At 34.6% G+C, this 19,705-nt stretch carries 10 protein-coding genes; 5 read left to right on the forward strand and 5 right to left on the reverse strand.

What is annotated here, in order from left to right:
* Positions 1–179 precede the first annotated feature (179 nt).
* The 5 genes from L3X37_RS01540 to L3X37_RS01560 all read right to left on the reverse strand — a co-directional run bounded on the left by L3X37_RS01540 (position 180) and on the right by L3X37_RS01560 (position 7,394).
* Positions 180–1,637 (reverse strand): hypothetical protein, encoded by a 1,458-nt coding sequence (locus L3X37_RS01540; protein WP_237238411.1) that lies wholly within the window; start codon positions 1,635–1,637, stop codon positions 180–182.
* A 100-nt stretch (positions 1,638–1,737) separates the two neighbouring features.
* The gene (locus L3X37_RS01545; RefSeq protein WP_237238412.1) at positions 1,738–3,339 is read right to left on the reverse strand and encodes an arylsulfatase; all 1,602 of its coding nucleotides are present in this window, start codon (positions 3,337–3,339) and stop codon (positions 1,738–1,740) included.
* Between the two features lie 343 nt (positions 3,340–3,682).
* Complete coding sequence (locus L3X37_RS01550) at positions 3,683–5,266, reverse strand: sulfatase-like hydrolase/transferase (protein WP_237238413.1); 1,584 nt, start codon at positions 5,264–5,266, stop codon at positions 3,683–3,685.
* Positions 5,267–5,540: 274 nt separating this feature from the next.
* Complete coding sequence (locus L3X37_RS01555; protein ID WP_237238414.1) at positions 5,541–7,094, reverse strand: sulfatase family protein; 1,554 nt, start codon at positions 7,092–7,094, stop codon at positions 5,541–5,543.
* 147 nt (positions 7,095–7,241) lie between these two features.
* The gene (locus L3X37_RS01560) at positions 7,242–7,394 is read right to left on the reverse strand and encodes a hypothetical protein (protein ID WP_237238415.1); all 153 of its coding nucleotides are present in this window, start codon (positions 7,392–7,394) and stop codon (positions 7,242–7,244) included.
* Positions 7,395–8,034: 640 nt separating this feature from the next.
* On the opposite strand from L3X37_RS01560, the gene L3X37_RS01565 reads away from it, so the two are divergent.
* From L3X37_RS01565 to L3X37_RS01585, 5 genes are all read left to right on the forward strand, one after another.
* Complete coding sequence (locus L3X37_RS01565) at positions 8,035–11,100, forward strand: SusC/RagA family TonB-linked outer membrane protein (RefSeq protein ID WP_237238416.1); 3,066 nt, start codon at positions 8,035–8,037, stop codon at positions 11,098–11,100.
* A 17-nt stretch (positions 11,101–11,117) separates the two neighbouring features.
* Positions 11,118–12,674, forward strand: coding sequence for a RagB/SusD family nutrient uptake outer membrane protein (locus L3X37_RS01570; RefSeq protein WP_237238417.1), 1,557 nt, complete (start codon positions 11,118–11,120; stop codon positions 12,672–12,674).
* A 125-nt stretch (positions 12,675–12,799) separates the two neighbouring features.
* The gene (locus L3X37_RS01575) at positions 12,800–14,827 is read left to right on the forward strand and encodes a M43 family zinc metalloprotease (protein WP_237238418.1); all 2,028 of its coding nucleotides are present in this window, start codon (positions 12,800–12,802) and stop codon (positions 14,825–14,827) included.
* Positions 14,828–15,800: 973 nt separating this feature from the next.
* A complete protein-coding gene (locus L3X37_RS01580; protein WP_237238419.1) occupies positions 15,801–17,720 on the forward strand; it encodes an FAD-dependent oxidoreductase in 1,920 nt (639 codons plus the stop codon).
* Between the two features lie 115 nt (positions 17,721–17,835).
* Positions 17,836–19,359 carry a sulfatase gene (locus L3X37_RS01585; RefSeq protein WP_237238420.1) on the forward strand — a complete coding sequence of 508 codons (1,524 nt, stop codon included), beginning with the start codon at positions 17,836–17,838 and terminating at the stop codon, positions 19,357–19,359.
* The last annotated feature ends 346 nt before the right edge of the window (positions 19,360–19,705 follow it).

The following is a 19,705-nucleotide window of genomic DNA, read 5'->3' on the forward strand; positions in this document are numbered from 1 at the left end:
ACTACTAACAAAATAGATTATTTGCTAACTAACGGTATTTTGTCATACTGTTTATTTCTATTATTATATTGTTCTAATAAATTTAAAAAAGAAAACAATCTGCCACATCCTAAGATGCTTATGGTATTTCTTATACTTATTGTAATATTATTTATTATAGAGTATTTAAAGTTTTGGTTTTAATTATATACAAATTGCACTGTAACGGTTGAGGCTTTATTAAGCTTTACCCTTGTCCAATGAGCAGAGTATCCGTCTGGAAATTCATAATGTAAATAGCCATCAGCCGCGACTTTAAACTTCTTATACGTATGCCACTGTTCATTACCCATAACATCTACCTCAATTTCAAATTCTATATCTTCTTTACCTTGATTGATAAAGTGTACGGTTTTTTTATCAAAACCCGTCATAAGAAATGGATCAGAGGGCGTATCTGCACTTATCTTTTCATCTTGCCAAACTGCTCCCCATCCTGTTGGCTTACCATAACTCCACAAATCGTCTATGTTTTGAAAAAGCAATCCAGATTGCGGCTGTCCTACCCCATGATCTGTTTGATCTCCTGCCATAACAAATAATCCTCTCCAAAAAACAAAATCGGGAACAATTCTTAAATGATACGATATGGGTTTTATTCCCCAAACATGACCGCTATAAGTCATCATTGGCAATTCATAGAATATACCGTGAACATCCATTATAAAACGCTCGGTTTGTACCTCTCTGATTCTCATCCATTCGGTATTCCAAGCATGATCAAACGAATGACTTCCTTTAGGTAATCTATATCTTTTCCATTCTTTTGTTCTATCGTTAAAGCACTTTAAGATAACCGATTTTTTATCCCATCCTGTCGCAAATATTGGATCTCCATAAATGGATTGCCCTTTATGCGTTTCACTGTTTTTTCCACCAACACCAATAAAAGCGGTTTTTTCAAGAATTGTCCATTTTTTACTTTTACCATCCCACTCAGCAAGTCTTCCTGCAAAAGATTCTCTTGTATAATCTCGCTCATCGTATGAGTTATTTGCCACAACTACTCTACCATTTCCTGTATGCCCGTCTTTAAAATGTACATATCCTGTTTCTGGAATTTCTAATTCTTGATATAAGTCAAATAATTGTTTCGCCTCCAAAGTATTAACATCACACTCAAAAAATAAGCCTTCCATAGTAAGAAAGTACACCTTATTTTCAGGATCTATTAAATGTTCCATGGTTGCTGCCAGTCGATGTTTTGACAGTTCTAAACATGTTTTTACTTTTCCATTTTTATCTATAAAATGAGGGCCAATAATCGCTTGTTCTGAAGGGTTGTGAACCATTCTGTTAGCAAAAGTTCCGGTAACACTCTGCGGATGCTTTACCATACTCATGTCGTCACTTATCTCATAAAGCCCTAAACCCGTACCTTTAATATGAGCCACATATCCAATCATCCATAATTTATCGGCCCATGGCATTAAAGCGCCAATACCACTCTCACTACGGTCTTTATCGGACGCTCCTAAAATAGTAAGGTTAGGGAAAACCCCATTTATATTGATTGGTTTATCATGAAGTCTATTTTGTGCAAATCCATTTGTAAATACACATATGGTTAAAATTGTTACTGTTATTATATTTCTCATATCGTTTTGTTTGTTAATGATTTTATTTTAAAATTTATAATTACTTGTGCTTGGTGTCTTTTTAACTTATTTTGATTTCTTAAATAATAGATTTATATTTTTAATCTATTCCATCCTGATCAGGGTTTCTTTTTTTAAAAAAGTTTATACGTTTATCCCAACCAAAATGGGGTTGAACAGGGAGAACATTATTTTTATTTGCCCAAAACATCCATTTCTTTTTCAATTTTTCTACCTTATCTGGATACAGCAAGGAAAGATCTTTTAACTCAAATGGGTCTTGCAATAAATTTATAAGCTCCCAAGAATTTGGAGAGGTATTGCGTACTAACTTCCAGTTGTTGGAAATAATAGCACTCTTAACTTCATGCTCAAAAAATAAATCTCTTTCTTTTAAAGGTATATTTTCCATAGCAGGTGTTATGCTTATTCCATCTGGCGGAGCAATAGAGCTGCCATTAAAAGTTAGAGGGTATTCTATATTAGCCAGACTCAGACAAGTAGGGAGAATATCTGTAATATGAATTAATTCTCTTTTTATCATGCCTTTCTGATTCGAATATTTTTTTGGGTTATGTATAATAAAAGGGGAACTAATCCCACCATTAAAGACATAAGATTTATAACTTCTATATGGGGTATTGCTCAAATCGGCTGCTAACTTTGATATCTCTCCACCTTCCATAGTAGCTCCATTATCGCTTAGAAATAATATTGTGGTATTATCGTATATTCCTTTCTTTTTTAAGGCATCAATAATCAATCCTATTCCATCATCTACGATTTCTACCATGGCAGCATATGTTGCCATTTCCTTTACCCATTCAGCCTTTTTTTTATCTTCAAGGGTTTTCCAGTCAGGTCTTTCGAAATTATATTCTTTTTGGTGTACTGGCAATTCCAATGAGTCAGTAATAATCCCCTCCTCTTTCATGCGTTTATACCTAGCTTTTCGTAAAACATCATAGCCAACCTTATAACGATCCAAACATGTTTCAACCCTTTCTTTAGGTGCTTGTAGCGGCCTGTGGGGTGCAAAGTGAGCGACATATAAGAACATTGGTTTTTTGCTATCATGTTTTTCAATAAAACTAACGGCATTATTTGTTATGGCGGTAGTATAATAATAATCAGCAGGTAATGAATCTATTCGGTGAGTATTTCTAACAAGAGAAGGAACATCATTGTATTTTTTAACCCCTCCATCAAGTCCTCCGTAACTTTCATCAAACCCTCTTTGAACTGGCCAGCTGCCATTGGGAAGACTCTTAGGATCGTTAAAATTCCCGTCCAAAGTTAGATGCCATTTTCCCGAGAGGTAAGTGCCGTATCCATTTTCTTTAAGAATTTCTGCTATTGTTGGTACTTTATTAGAAAGTTGCCCTCGGTATCCAGGACGATGTTCGTCAACAGCTGTCATCCATCCCATCCCCACAGCATGTTGGGTGCGTCCTGTCATCAACGCTGCACGACTAGGGCAACACCGCCCAGCATTCTTAAATTGAGAAAACCGAACACCATTTCTAGCCAGTTTATCAATATTTGGTGTTTTTATTTCTCCCCCATAGCAACCTAGATCACTAAAACCCATATCATCCACCATGATAAGAACTATATTTGGCTTTTTTATTTCTTCCTGAGCTAATAATAAGAATGAGAATGTCATCAAAGTAGCTAGTGATATTAGTTTTTTACTTTTCATACCTATAGTTTGTTTTTTCTAATTTATTAATTGAATATTTTAACCCTTAAAAGTTTTAATGATTATCAAATTATTTTTAGTTAGCTTCTCCTTTACATGAAACTAAAAATATAAATTCAATTACAAACAATATATTGCTACACTTCTTCATTTATGTTTAGTCATTTAAGTTTCTATATGTTTTCACTTTTGTATGAACTCTTATTTGAATTTTATCTTTACTATTTAGTTGAGTAACTCTCATTAATATAGTTAGCTTTCTAGTTTCTAAGTCGTTTGCTATTTGTTTTCTGACAATACTGTAAACTACAGACAACTAAATTGATGTGTTTATCTCTTTTCTTCATTTTATTGCCTCGTTATGCGTAAAATATAATTCCTCCACATTATGTTTTTTAATTGGATAGTCAAGATACAATGGCGCTTTATGGGTTTGTATCCACTCCTGATATGCGCGAATCATTTCTTCTACTTTTTCGGGATATTGATCTGCGAGATTGTTTTGTTCACCAATATCTTCAGAAAGGTTAAAAAGATGGTAAGAAGCATCTTTCCCACGACGATAGAGCTTCCAATCCCCTTTTCGGGAGGAAATCTCTAACCAATCACCGTACAAATTACTGCCATAAGCTAACGCTTTAAATCGATACCAATGGAAAGATCGTTCCACAACCTGTCCCTGCATCAAAAAAGGCAGAATGTTGCTTCCATCATATTCTCTATCTGTAGGCAAATTTCCACCAGCTACAGATACAGCGGTAGGCAGAATATCTAGTGAAGAAACAATACCATTATAATCCACTCCCTTTGGGAGAACACCTGGCCACGACATAAGAAATGGCACACGAATTCCTCCCTCTAAAGCATCTCCTTTATTACCCCTTAGCGGTAAATTACTCGCCACCATTGGTGTGTGGTTTTCAGGTGCAGGCACCGCATATTCGTCTCCCACAAATCGATGATTAAATCTGCCGTCGCCTCCATTATCACTCAAAAATACAATCAATGTATTCTCGGTTAATTTTTCGTCTTCCAATGTCTTTAGAATTTGACCTACGCCTTCATCTAAAGCATTAACCATAGCAGCATAAATCTTCCTATTTTTCAAGTAAGAATCTACCTGACTTTTATCTTTAATGAAACTCGTATCAAAATTAACATTCTCAACCCTTTTTAAATATTTTTCAGTAGCTTGAAACGGATCGTGAGGAGCATTATAAGATAGGTGTAAAAAGAATGGGTTTTCCTTATTCTTTTTAATAAAATTAACAGATTCGTCACTCAATACATCGGTAATATATCCTTCTTTACCCATATATTTTGGATCGGGTTTACCATTTAACTCCAGCCAAGAGGTATAATCTTCGAACCATTCGGTGTCCGCATCAGAATTCCAGTGAGGGGTATCTTTTAATTCATCCAAATGGTATTGATGCCCTCCTCCCACAAATCCAAAAAAGTGATCAAAACCTCTTTTTAGGGGATGGAATATTCTGTTTTTCCCCAAATGCCATTTTCCAATTACTGCCGTAGTATAATCTTGTTTTTTTAACAAATCAGCAATTGTTAACTCACTTAACGGAAGCCCTTCTATGGTATCGTTCTTGTGTGGATTAGCCTGAACTCCAAATCTGCGCTGATACCGTCCCGTAATCAATCCAGCACGTGAAGGCCCACAATAGGGATGGGTAACATAAGCATTTGTACATCGCAACCCACTTTCGGCCAGCTTATCTAGGTTAGGCGTAGGAACTTCTAGGCTACCATTAAACCCCACATCGTTATACCCTAAATCATCAGCCAAGATCACTATAATATTAGGCTTTAAGGTTGAGGATTCAACTTCTTTTGAAGTTTTTTTAGACGTACAAAAAGTGAAGCAAAAAACTGCCAGAACTATTAACGATATCACTTTAATACATTTCATAATTATACTTCTTGGTTATTTATTTAATTTGAATTGAATATCTGTTATTAGTAATAATTTACGTTCTGTCATTAAGAACAGAACAAAGCTTAGTGTAGAATCTTAAGATTATCAAAAAGATTCCTTCTTTTATCGGAATGACAAAATCCACTTTTATTGCATTATGTCACAATAAGGATATTCAAAAATTTGATGTCTAATTTTCAAAATCAACTTATAAGAGTTCACTTTTTACTAACATTAAACATTTAGTAATATTATTCATTACAATATCTCAAAACGCTCCTTTTCGTTTTATTTTATTAAGCAATAAAGATAAGTCTTCAACTTTTTGAGGATACTCATTATATAAATTGTTTTGTTCCAAAACATCCTCACTTATGTTGTATAATTGCCCTTCATATTCATTTATTTGACCTTCTGGATCATGCCATTTGGAATAACCCGACCCACCAGCTTTTGTTAAGATTAATTTCCAATCACCCTGCCGTACGGCAAACTTGCCTTCTCCAGAGTGATGAATGATCTGCTCTCTAACTTTAATCTGAGGATTCTCCAAAGTTCCAAAAAGGCTGTAACTGTCTATTCCCTGATTTTTATTTTTTTCTTGTTTTGTCAAATCACATGCAAAACTATACCAATCAGTAAGACAAACTACTTGATTGTTTTGGGTATTAGGTTTTACTCTATCAGGCCAGCGAACAATCATGGGAACTCGATGACCTCCTTCCCAAATATCGCCTTTTAAACCTCGTAAATCTCCATTAGCTTTGTGATTAAATTGTCTTATAACCTCTCCACAGCCTTTATAGTAATCATTCCCTTTAGGGTCAAATACTCTTGCAGGTGATCCATTGTCACTGGTAAAAACTAATATGGTCTTTTCGTCTATTCCCAAGTTTTGTAGTTTGGCACATATTTTCCCTATCGTATTATCTACGTCTACAACAAAATCGCCATATAGACCTGCTTGACTTTTGCCTTTAGCATCTTCCGTAGGTAAGAGAGGAACATGAGGTGCAGTTAGAGCATAATACAGAAAGAATGGCTTCTCCTTTTTGCTAACCTCATCTAGGTAAGCTAAAACTTTATTTTCCAAAAGTGGGTAAACATTATTGATGCTCCATCCTTCTTGAAACCACCCGTTATTACCATAAAGACTATCAGGCTTTTTTAGGGTAGGAACTTGTCCTTCAATTACACCGTTTTCCCAAAAACAATAAGGCGGAAAGTTCGGCGCATCAAAACCGTAACTGTAATCAAAACCTGCATTAATAGGGCCTCCTGGAATACCTTTTGATAAATCAATCCTATCATCTCTGTCGTGCGCTCTCCACAAACCATGAATTTGCCATTTCTTAGGATAATTCTCGTGTACTTGCCAATCAAATCCTAAGTGCCATTTTCCAATATGCGCTGTTTCATATCCTGCATTTAGAAACACCTGTCCAATAGTTTGAATTGAATCTTCAATTAGTTCCAAATCATAGGATTGCAGAACCCCTTTTTTTAACCTAGATCTCCATGCATACTGTCCTGTTAAAATTCCGTACCGTGTTGGCGTGCATAAAGATGAAGGGGTATGGGCGTCTGTAAAACGCATACCTTCATTAGCAAGTTTATCTAAATAAGGTGTGGGTATTTTTGATTCTTCATTATAGCATTTAAGGTCTCCGTAACCTAAATCATCAGCCAAGATGAATATAACATTAGGTTTGGAAGGAGCTGTAGTTTTTGTCTTTACTGGCTTTTTTTCTACAGAAATACATCCAGAAAAACACAATAGAAAAATTGAACCGATTAAAAACTTATTATTTACAAACATCATTTATATTTTAATTATTAATAAACTATTTTACAAAGTTGCATTCCATTCCATTCCATTCCATATTATGATAACACGAAAGATCAAAAAAAATGAATATTGTAAAAGACATACTAAAATTGGCATCTTTTTTCCAAATTAACGAGCCTATTACACTATTAGCCAATGGTAAGCCTTCATCCCAGTTTTGGCTAAATCTTGAAAGACTAGATCATGTTCTCCAGAAGAAATTGTGATTCCTTTTTTATTTTTTAAATAGGATATATGGAATACTAACAACAATAATTTAACTAGATTCTTCATTTAAGCTTGACTTTTTATTTTATTAAATTGTTGTTTTATTTTGCAGAGATAAATTATTTTCTGAATACATGTTTAATTGCACTCAAATTAAAAGACTGATATTCAACCAAACGCTCAATGCGTTCTAAACTCAAAAATCATGAATTTTTTGATGAAATAGGTTATAAACCTCCTTTACACCTCCTTTACATTATTATTAAATAATCCATATTGCGTTACTATTTTTTTAAACAATATGGTGTTTTAGAGATTGTTATGATTTTAAAACCTTTAAAAAGACTTGTTATAATTGCGTCTTATCATAAATTTTGATCTCATAGTTTTGAAAACATTGTCTCTATCCTTTCTCTCTTTTTTTAATAGAAACAGAATAATGGTACATATAGGAATCGGACTCTAATCTACTCTCATATTAAGAGCCTTTAAAAGTAGAAAGCCTGAGCTGTTTGATATTTAATACAAAGAACAAATAGCTAGTTTTTTAAATTAAAATATTTCCAACATAGTGAACAATTTTGAGCTTTGTTTTAGCAAACAAATATCTAATTTTAGAGCTTGTTAAGGTTGAGTAAAGGTTTATTTTGTTTTTTTTTGTTAAAGTTTTAATAGTTTTGAAAAACGTTAACTAAAAATATTTTATATGAAACAAAAAAACTTAAAAGGCTATTTGCTTTTATTATTCTTTATGTCTTTCGCGGGATTTCTTTTTGCGCAAGAAATAACTATTAAAGGTGTTGTGAAAGAGGCGAATAGTGGTCAGCCATTACCAGGGGTAAACGTGGCTGAAAAAGGAACGTCTAATGGAGCGGTAACAGATTTTGATGGTAATTACACCATTAAAATATCTAATTCCAACTCGGTGCTTGTTTTTAGCTATGTAGGTTTTAAGACCTTAGAAACAAATGTCGGTAATAATACAACTGTTAATATTGACCTTGTTGAAGATGCAGCAAAATTAGATGAGGTTGTTATTGTGGGTTATGGTACCCAGAATAGAAAGTTAGTTACTGGATCGGTGGTATCTGCTAATGTGAAAAACGTTATGAAATTACCTGGTGCTAATGCAGCTAGTATGCTGCAAGGTCAAGCTGCGGGAGTAAATATTAACGACGGGCAAGGGTCTCCTGGATCTGAACCTATTATTAGAGTAAGAGGATTAGGGACTATTGGTAACAATAATCCTTTAGTGGTTATAGATGGAATACCAGGTGAAATGTCATCTGTGAACCCAGCTGATATTCAATCTATAACAGTACTTAAAGATGCAAGTGCAACTACTATTTATGGATCAAGAGCAGCAAATGGTGTTATTATGATTCAAACTAAAAGAGGTTCCGAAGGGAAATTAAAAGTTGAATTACGCACTTATGTGGCGCAACAAAGCTTAATTAACAATATTAGTCTTCTTGGAAAACAAGATCGTATTAATGTTGCTCTTGATACAGCAACCAAAAATGGTGAAACGCCTCCTTTGTGGGCAACTACACCGGGACTTCCTAATACCAATTGGGCTGAAGAATTGTTTTCTGAGGCTTATGAGTTTAAGACTGATGTTAGGGTGTCTGGAGGATCTGAAAATGCAAGCTATAATGTCTCTATTGGTCATTTTGATCAGGAGGGAACTGCATTTAATACAAATTATGAACAATTTAGTGTAAGATTTAATGCCGATTATAAGTTTTCAGATAAGCTTAAGCTTTCCCAGTCTATAGGATTTATTGGTAGTGAAAGAAAGTTGTTTTCTTCTGCTAATGATAATGGTGTTTTAGGTAGAAGCTTTAATGTTGAATCAGAATTATTGGGGGCAAATGTTTCTCAGTCAGATGTACTCCCAATATTAAGGGCCAATCCTACTTTGCCAGGCAGGGACAGTAATGCTCCTTTAGGTTTAGGTGTGCCAGATCCAGTTGTTTTTCCACGATCTCAAAATCCTCTGGTAAGCCAATTAAGGGATTATACAACCAAGCGTGATCGTTTGCAGGGAAATTTAAAACTTGATTGGGAAATTACTGAAGGTCTTACGGCTTCTACACAACTTGGTGCTAATATATTTAACGATTTTAATGAGGATTTTAATCCGGTATATCCAGGGGTGAACGATTTATTTAATCCTAAAACCAGTTTGTTTCAAGAAAGAATTAGACGTACCGATGCTGTATGGAATAATACTTTGAATTATGAAAAAGAGGTAGGTAAGCATATTTTTGGTTTACTTGCGGGTGTTTCTAGGGAAAAACGAGTTATTGAGTCAACGGGTGGATCTAATACAGAACTTCCTTCTAATGCCGTAAGGACTTTAGGTTCAGGCGTTGGTGCTGTTAATTCTTTTGGATCCTCTATAACGAGTACATTGCAGTCTTATTTTGGTAGATTGAATTATGCCTATGATGAAAAGTATTTAATTGAAGCTAGTGTAAGAAGGGATGGATCATCGAGATTTAATAGCGATAATGAATACGGTAACTTTGGAGCAGTTTCATTAGGTTGGAGAATGACCGAAGAATCTTGGTTCGACATTCCATTTATTAGTAATTTTAAGCCTAGGTTTAGTTGGGGTGTATTGGGTAATCAACAAATACCAGATTATTTGTATTATGCCTTAATAAATTTAAATACCCGTGCTAACAACTATCCAGTTGGAGATGGGCAAATTCAAGTAGGAGGAGCTTTAGCATCACTTCCTTCAACGGATATTAAATGGGAAGAAACAACTACCAAAAATTACGGTTTAGATTTTGGATTCTTAAACGAAACCATTTATGGAACACTAGATGTTTTTAATAGTACAACAGACGATATGTTAGTGTCAATTGACCCAACAGGTACTTCAGGTATTACAACCCCTTATACTTTTAATGGAGGGCTTATAGAAAATAAGGGCTGGGAATTGGTTTTAGGATATAGACACAACACTGGTGGAGATTTTAATTTTAATATAGAAGGACATTTAAGTAAAACTTCAAATAAAATTATCGAATTGGGTAATGCCGATGATGCAATTATTAGAGGGTATTGGAAGTTTAGAACACATCCAACCACATTTACTGCAGCTGGAGGGTCTATAGGTGATTTTTATCTGTTTGATTCCGATGGCGTGTTTCAAACCCAAGCCGAAATAGATGCCCATGGAATTCAACCTCAAGCTGAGCCTGGAGATTTAAAATTTCTTGATGTTGATGGCGACGGCGATTTAGATGATGACGATAAAAGACGATTTGGAAGTGGTCTTCCTGATTTTGAATATGGAATAAATATTAATTTAAACTATAAAAAGTTTGACTTGAGTATGTTTTTCCAAGGTACTAAAGGGAATAAAATGTATAATGCTCAACGCTTAGATTTGGTGTCTGCTGGAGCGCATACAGACTTACTTAATGCATGGACACCAGACAATCCTTCAAATATTTATAGAACGGGATCTTCAAATAATAATAATGCAAGACCATCTGATTACTTTTTAGAAAGTGCTTCTTACTTTAGGTTAAGAAACTTGCAAATAGGATATACTTTAGACGAATTGTTTAAAAATATTGACTTAGTTGAGGGGGCTAGACTCTATCTTTCTGGTCAAAATTTGTTTACAATTACAGATTATACTGGTTTTGATCCTTCATTGGTTAATCACCAATTAATGGACCGTGGTGTTGATAGGGGCTTTGTTGCAACTCAAAGAAGATTTGTATTGGGCCTTGATTTAAGATTTTAATAAAAAAAAATAGAATTATGAAAAAAATTAAAGTATATAATTATTATTTGCTAGTAGCATCTATCTCGTTACTTCTTTTAAGTTGTAATGACGATTATTTAAAGCCTGCTAATATTAATACGCTTACAGAGCAGTCTTTTTGGTTAACTAAAGACCATGCCACGCAAGGTGTTATTGCTGCTTATTCTGCTGGGTTACAGGGTTGGAATGGAAGTAAATGGACTTTTATAGAAGAAATGATGGTCGCATTTACTTATAAATCAGATGAAAATTGGAGACGGGCTCCTCGTGGTTATGGAGCAACAATTGTTAATTTTACTTATGGAACCGATGTATCTAGTTTTACAAATATTTGGCGTTCTTATTATGCCGGAATTGCCCGTGCTAATTCGGTAATTGAAAGAGTTCCGGGTATTGAATCCATGGAACAAGCCGATAAGGATGGTATAGTGGGAGAAGCTAAGTTTTTAAGAGCATTTTTTCATTTTCAGTTACAGCACTATTTTAAGTCTATTCCACTAGTTCTTGAGGTGCCTGGATCAAGAGAAGATTTTGCTGTTTCGCAAAGTACTAGAGCTGCGGTAATTGCACAAGTAATACAAGATTTAGAAGATGCCTATAATTTATTACCTTCCAGTAGACCAGACTCTGAACTGGGTAGAGTTACTAAGTGGACAGCTAAGGCTATGCTTGGTAAAACACATCTTTTTGAAGAAAATTGGAGTGAAGCCGCTACTGCATTTCAAGATGTAGTTAACAATAGCGGCCATGCTTTAAATGCTAACTATGAAGACAATTTTAATGGTACGATTAAGAATAATAATACCAATGAAACTCTATTTGCCATTCAATGGTCTGGAGATCTAGCAGGAGGCAATGATGAAAGAAGCGCAATTGATTACGAAGTTACTCCAGGTGCTTTAGGAGGTTGGTCTCTGTATGTGCCTTCTGAGTGGTTATACCAAGAGTATATGAAAGATACTACAGCCACAGGTGAACCATCAAAAAGAGTATTTGAGAGCATATTTTTTGACCATCCAAACTCGTCAATGAACAGAGTTAAAAATAGAGGTTCTGCTACTTGGGATGAAGTTGCAGATGAAAATCGTTTAGTTAATGAGCGACCTGCATGGTGGAAGAAATACGCTTATGATGATGATGATGTTAACTATACTGGTTTTTCACAGCCTGTAATTCGTTTTTCCGATGTACTATTAATGTATGCTGAGGCATTAAACGAAGACGGAAATACTCCACAAGCAATTATAGAAGTGAATAAGGTGCGTACAAGAGCAGGCTCTGTATTATTATCTGGATTAAGTCAGAGTGAATTAAGACAGCACATACGCCATCACGAAAGACCGATAGAACTTGCTTTTGAACATGGAATACGTTGGATGGATACCTACAGGTGGGCTGAAGGAAGTACAGCCAAAGAACCTTTAAAACAAACATTAACAGCTCATGGTAAGCAATGGGTAGAAAATTTTGTTGAAGGTAAGCATAACTATTATCCAATACCATTTTTTGACATATCAAAGAACCCAAATTTAGTACAGTTAGATAATTACTAGATTTTAAAGTAAAAAAAAAGCATCCCTATTACTGTTGTAATAGGGATGTTTTTTTTGTTAATTATGTCTCTATTTTAAATAGAGGTTTTTTCTAACGATATATATCAAAAAAATAAATTAGTATCATGTTTCAGAAAAAAGTTAATTTTTTTAGTTTAATTATAATGCTATTAGCGTTAAACTTACTGTATGCACAATCAAGTAATGAAATTAGATGTGGTTTCACACCAGATATGGAAAACTATAATGATATAGTGAGTACTGAAAAGCAATCTAAATTAACTGCTAATAAAATAAGTGATTGTTATCAACATTATGTAATTCCAGTGGTTTTTCACGTATTTCATGATTCTGGATCGGGCGCAGTCCCTTTATCACAAGTACAATCTGCAGTGGATAGAGTTAATAATGAATTTAGGGGACTTAATGCAGATTTCAATACCGTTTCTCCTGAGTTTATGGGAATTAGAGGAACCTTAGACCTAACATTAGCACTTGCAAAAATCGATCCTAATGGAAACCCCACAAGTGGTGTTGTATATTACCCTAATAATGCTGGATTTGGCTCACAAACACCTACTATTAATCAGCTAATATCGGCTACCGCTTGGGATAATTATAAGTACATGAATGTTTACATTATGCTTGATTTATATGATACCGGCGTAACCAATAATTCGGGTATAGCATGGGGACCTAGCACAACTATGTCTGATAATGGATTGGCTAGAATTGTTTACAATTACAGATACTTGGGGGATCATGGAAGTTCTATAGCGAGCGAAAATTTTCAATCTGTTTTCACCCACGAAGTTGGACATTGGTTAAACTTAAAACACACCTTTCAGAATGGTTGTGATGACCCAGGTGATTTTGTAGATGATACTCCTCCCACTGAGAACGTTAGTGGTTGCCAGCCTAATAACTTTAGTTGTGGCAACTTGGTCAACGAAGAAAATTATATGGATTATACAGATTGTTATTCTATGTTTACCCTAGGACAGATAGATAGGGTGAAAGATGCGCTTAATCATCCTGCAAGAACCACTATATGGCAATATGACAACTTGGTGGCTACCGGAGTTAATCAATATTATACTCATGTTATACCAACTGCAGAATTCGTTGCTTCTCGAACTACCGTTACCGTAGGAGGAGCTATACTTTTTACAAATCAGTCATGTGGATTTCCAGATCAATGGGATTGGACAATAAATGGTGCTGACCAGGAAATTGTAACAACTGAGAATGCGACAGCGGTTTTTAATACCGCAGGGACCTATACAGTACAGTTAATTGCATCTAATAGTATGGGAAGCTCTGCACCTTTTACATTAACGGTGAACGTAGAAGAAGCTGTTTCTACCTGTCAGTATTTCTTTGACTTTGAAAATGAAACATTAGACGCAGCAGCATCAGGATGGACAGATAACAATTTACCTGCTGGAGCAGGGTGGTTTGTTAAGGGGGCAGTGTTACATCCGTATAACGAAGTAGGTAATTTTACATCTTTACCATATAGTGGTTCTAAGGCTCTTACAAATCTTAATAACTGGGTAGGAGGTGGACCAATTGAAATGCGTTTAATCTCTCCAGAAATCGACCTAACAAATATATCACAGCCTAGCTTGAGCTACTATGATATACGTGGTTGGGATCTTTATTGGCCAGTTAACAAACCAAATCATACAGTACAAGTATTTGTTAGTAGCAATCCAAGTGGACCTTATACTTTATTGCATACTGACATAGCAAATTCAAGTGATTTTCAAAGTTGGAGACATATTGAGAACATTAGTTTAGAAGATTACGCAAATCAGAAGATTTATATTTCTTTTAGGACAGACACGCACCATTATTATTGGAGGTTTGACGACATATGCATTAGTGGTACTTCTAGCCTTTCTGTAAATGATTTTTCAGGTTCACAACCTTTTGTGAAGGTGTATCCTAATCCTGTAAACGACATTTTAGTCGTAGACACTTCAATAAATGATGCTTTTTTCATCCTTTTTGACTTGTATGGCAAAGAAATAATCAGAACAAAAAGCACAGAAATTAATCTAAGCAATATCAAACCTGGGCTTTATATACTAAAAATATTGTTTGCTAATAACACTCAACAGCAAACCAAAAAAATTATAAAGTTGTAACCCGTTATAATAATAGTAACCGTTGCGCAAGCACACTAAAAAACACAAAATTTAACTCAAAAGCCCCTTGAAAAGGGGCTTTTGTTTTTAAAACAGGTATTGTTTTGATAAAATTAGAAGTGTCCTGATAGCTTTATTCTAGGTTTAACCAAACGTTTTAGAAGCGACAACAAATGATGCATCACTTTGGTATCACTTTTTATAGTTTTTGTGATGAATTTCAAGTACTTTTTAAGGTTATAGACCATAACTAGACTTTTAACAAAAAACGGGACAATTAATTGCGAGATTTAAACCACTACATTTTGGTTATAGATTTCTAATTCAAATTCATTAATACTGCGCCATAGTCCAAGGTAGAGTATATTCTCATTTAAATTGTTTTATTACTTGTGTTAATATTTATTGTTTTAGTGGTTAGACCTGCCTTGCCAGTAGGCTGGTGCGATGCCTAAATTATGATATCTGTTGGGTTTGTAACTTATTGTTTATGGGCACTTCATAATTTTAATTTCACAGGTCAACTAGAAACAATCCTGAAAGTGTCTTTGATATTTTTAATAACTATGTAAAGGTGATGTAAAGTGGGTTTTCGAGGGATTAAGCCAAAAATTCATGATTTTTGATTAATTGTGATAAAAACAAGCTCTACAAGAAATTAATGCTATAAAAATGAAGAGGTCCTTAAGAAGGATTTTTTTTTGAGTTTGGATAGCATTGAGCGAGAGATTCAATATTAGGGTTTTAATTAGAGTATAATCTAACATGTATTCATAAAATGATTTATCCCAGCAAAACAAAACAACAGTTTAAAAATAAAGTCAAGCTTAAAGCCATTATTTAGAATGAAGAATATCGTAAGAAGAGTGTTTTGTAACAGAATGAAAGAGCCGATGATTGGAAACAAATACATTGGATAGACTGATTAAAAAATAAAGTCCGTTCTTATTAAATAAAAAAGATAACACATTAGATGATGGATAGAAGGCAATTTATAGGAACTGCAGGGAGTGCCAGTTTGTTTCTTTTAGCAGGAGGATTTGCTTCCTGTATGAATAAGAAAACTTTTGGCGAATTTGTTTTTTTGGAAGCTGAGCAGTTTGAAAATCATGGCGGTTGGGATTTAGATCAACAAACCATGGATCAAATGGGATCGCCATACTTACTTGCACATGGTTTGGGAATTCCTGTTGAAGATGCGCGCACTAAGATTGTTTTTCCTTCTTCTGGTAAATATCGTGTTTGGGTACGCACACGTGATTGGGTAGCTCCGTGGAATGTACCTGGAGCACCTGGTAAATTTCAGGTTCTTGTCAACGATACGCCACTGCAGGAAACCTTTGGTACAAAAGGAGCTGAATGGAATTGGCACGATGGAGGTGTTGTAGAAGTGGATAACGAAGCAAAGGTTTCATTACACGATTTAACAGGTTTTGAGGGACGTTGTGATTCTATTCTTTTTTGTAAGGATCTAGATTTCACACCAACTAATGAACTTGAAGCATTAACAAAATTTAGAAGAAACTTATTAGGTCTTTCAGATACACCTGAAGATGGTGGTAGTTTTGATTTTGCAGTTATAGGAGGAGGTTTTGCAGGAACCTGTTCGGCATTGTCTGCAGCTAGAAATGGATTGAAAGTAGCTTTAATACAAGACAGACCTGTTTTGGGAGGTAATGGAAGCTCAGAAGTTCGTGTGTGGCCAGAAGGAAAAATACAACAAGAACCTTATCCGCATATTGGAGATATTGTAGAAGAAATTGCACCCGATTTGGCAGATCCGAAATACGGATCTAGAAACGCGGTACATGGAGCAGCATATAACGATGCTAGAAAGCTTGAAGTTGTTGGCAACGAACCTCTCATAACCTTGTTTCTAGATGAGCGTGCCATTCAGGTTGAAACGAAAGACGAAAACATTACAGGGGTTATCATTCAAAACACAAAAACAGCCGTTTATACAAAGATAAAAGCTAAGTTTTTTGCAGATTGTACGGGCGATGCAACAATAGGTTATTTAGCTGGCGCCGATTATGAAATGTCTTCTTCCGAAGTTATGGGGATGTCTAATTTATGGAATGTGTTAGATGTTTCGAATCAGGAAGAACTGTTGAAATGTGAATGTAAAGATAAAACAGCTCTTGCTATGTCTTGCGAAATAGGCGAGGTAGAACAGCCTTTTCCTAGATGTCCATGGGCAATTGATTTAAGTGATAAGCCGTTTCCGGGCAGAAAAAATTACAAAGGACAATGGGGGGCTGAAGATCCACTTGGCAATCTAGGAGGCTGGTTTTGGGAGAGTGGATTTGATAAAAACCCAATTACCGATGTTGAGAAAATAAGAGATCTTAATTTCAGAGCAATGTATGGAGCTTGGGATGCATTAAAGAACGTAGACAAGCTTTACCCTAATTATCGTTTAGGGTGGTCGGCATTTATTGCTGGCAAACGAGAATCCAGAAGGCTTATGGGAGATGTTGTATTGGATGGTGATGATTTTGTAAAACAAACACAATTTTCAGATCCTGCATTTCCTTGTTCGTGGGAGATCGATCTTCATCATCCACACGAATCTTTTGATGAAGGATTACAAGGGCAGGAATTTATATCTAAGGCAACTATAGGAGAAGGGTATAAACACTATGAATACAAAGGAATATACTGGGCTCCTTATCGTACGCTTTATAGCAGAAATATTAATAACCTTTTTATGGCTGGTCGAAATATAAGCGTTACAAGAAAAGGTTTAGGTCCTGTTCGTGTAATGCGTACCTGTGGTATGATGGGAGAAATAGTAGGCAAAGCAGCCTCTGTATGTGTGCGTCATAAAACAACCCCTAGGGGTGTTTATACAACGTATTTAGATAACTTGAAGTCTCTTATGCAATCTTAATAAAGGACTCGTTCATCAAAATTTAATTTTTTACAATTAATCTATAATAATCTAAACAAATTATTAATCGAACTAAAGTAATAGTTTTATAAATTAATCAAATTAAGATATACATATGATACACAAAAAATCTGCTATATTTTTTTTATCATTTATTATTTTTAACAGTTGTTTTAAAGATAAGCGTAGTAGTGTTAATAGTAAAAAACCAAACATAATTTTTATTCTTATCGATGATCTTGGATATGGAGATGTTGGATTTAATGGCTCAACATATTATGAGACTCCAAAAATAGATGCTTTGGCAAACGAAGGGCTTGTATTTGATAATGCTTATATGTATCCTACATGTTCACCTTCGCGAACCGCTTTATTTACAGGAAAACAATCTTTTAGAACAGGTGTTTATACAGTACCAGTATTGGAAGAAGGTACTAATAATGAGAATATATTTTCTCATTGGACAGTTGGGAGACAACATAAAGGATATTCAGAGCTACTCTCAGAGTCTGGTTATAAAATGATTCATATTGGTAAATGGCATTTAGTAGGGCCCTATCCCACAGAAGAATTGGCAATGGATTGGCCAATTAAGGAAGGATTGAATCAGCCAAAACCTTGGGATTTTAGTTGGGTAGAACAACACCGTTCCGAAGCAGTAAAGCAATATTACCCTGAAGGGAGAGGGTTTTTAAAAAACATAGGAGGAACCTATCGTGGTGACCCAGCATTAGAGGTAGGAGGATATAATAGTGAAACAGGAGGGTATTTCGCACCATTTAGCAACCCTTTTTTAATTAAAAAGCCTAATGATGAATGGCTAACAGATCGACTAACAGACGAAGCTATAGAATTTATGGATGAATATAAAGAAACATCCTTTTTTATAAATCTTCATTATTATACTGTTCACAGACCATTACGATCTAGAAGTGATAAACTTTTTAAAAAATACATGAATAAAAAGGGAGATACTATTTTAGGACAAGGTTTAGAGTTAGGTGAGAAAAAAAAATATGTGGCACGTTATGCCACCATGATTGAATCTCTTGATGATAATATAGGTAGGATAGTAAGGTTTCTTGAAAATAATCAATTAAGAGAAGATACTATTATAATTTTCACTTCCGATAATGGGCATAATAATACAAGCAATAATAGATTAAGAGGATCAAAGGGAATGGTTTATGAGGGAGGAATTAAAGTGCCAATGTTTGTAAATTGGCCTTCTAATATAAACAAAGGAAGGACAAATACCCCTATTGAAGCTACAGATTATTTTCCTACTTTCATGGATTTGGCGGATATTGATTACAAAGGAGTTTTAGATGGTAAATCTTTTACAAGTCTGTTTGATGGTAAGACAGATGAAGATTTATTAGATAGACCGTTATTTTGGCATATAGCAAGTCAATATAAACATGGAACATGTTCGGTTATTAGAAAAAATAATTATAAGCTTATTCAATTTCTGAAAGACGGTAGCGTGGAGTTGTATAATCTTGAAGATGACCCAATGGAAAGTATTGATTTATCAGAAACTAAAATTGAAATAAAAGAAGAATTATTAAATGAGTTGGTTGGGTGGAGAAAAAACAATAAAGTACCGTTACCTCCAAATTCTATTTTAAAAAACTGATAACCCTGTGTAAGAATATGATTGTTTTTTAAAATGTTTTTTTATAACTTTTTAAGTTATATGCGCCTTGTGTCAAATCTGGGTAAATAAATCTAAAATATGTCAAATATTTTTATAATTTTAGCTGACAGCAAAAACCCTTAAGAATTATTATAAAGGATTATAGAGGTCTATTAATTTGCTAAAATTTATGAGTTAGAGTGTTGTGTTTTTTAAGTAATTTTTCAAATCAAATCTAAATATAACAATCTCTTACTTTTGCTAGGTAAGTTTAATTTAAAGAGTATTGTTTATTAAATTTTGTTACATATTTAAACATTTCTCTAGCAAATAATACTTACCACTT

This window comes from Wocania arenilitoris, assembly GCF_021728535.1.
GTDB classification, from domain to species: Bacteria; Bacteroidota; Bacteroidia; order Flavobacteriales; family Flavobacteriaceae; genus Wocania_A; species Wocania_A arenilitoris.

Coding starts and splice junctions, on each gene's coding strand:
- L3X37_RS01540 (WP_237238411.1), bottom strand. CDS start 1,637: ATGAGAAATATAATAACAGTAACAATTTTAACCATATGTGTATTTACA.
- L3X37_RS01545 (WP_237238412.1), bottom strand. CDS start 3,339: ATGAAAAGTAAAAAACTAATATCACTAGCTACTTTGATGACATTCTCA.
- L3X37_RS01550 (WP_237238413.1), bottom strand. CDS start 5,266: ATGAAATGTATTAAAGTGATATCGTTAATAGTTCTGGCAGTTTTTTGC.
- L3X37_RS01555 (WP_237238414.1), bottom strand. CDS start 7,094: ATGATGTTTGTAAATAATAAGTTTTTAATCGGTTCAATTTTTCTATTG.
- L3X37_RS01560 (WP_237238415.1), bottom strand. CDS start 7,394: ATGAAGAATCTAGTTAAATTATTGTTGTTAGTATTCCATATATCCTAT.
- L3X37_RS01565 (WP_237238416.1), top strand. CDS start 8,035: ATGAAACAAAAAAACTTAAAAGGCTATTTGCTTTTATTATTCTTTATG.
- L3X37_RS01570 (WP_237238417.1), top strand. CDS start 11,118: ATGAAAAAAATTAAAGTATATAATTATTATTTGCTAGTAGCATCTATC.
- L3X37_RS01575 (WP_237238418.1), top strand. CDS start 12,800: ATGTTTCAGAAAAAAGTTAATTTTTTTAGTTTAATTATAATGCTATTA.
- L3X37_RS01580 (WP_237238419.1), top strand. CDS start 15,801: ATGATGGATAGAAGGCAATTTATAGGAACTGCAGGGAGTGCCAGTTTG.
- L3X37_RS01585 (WP_237238420.1), top strand. CDS start 17,836: ATGATACACAAAAAATCTGCTATATTTTTTTTATCATTTATTATTTTT.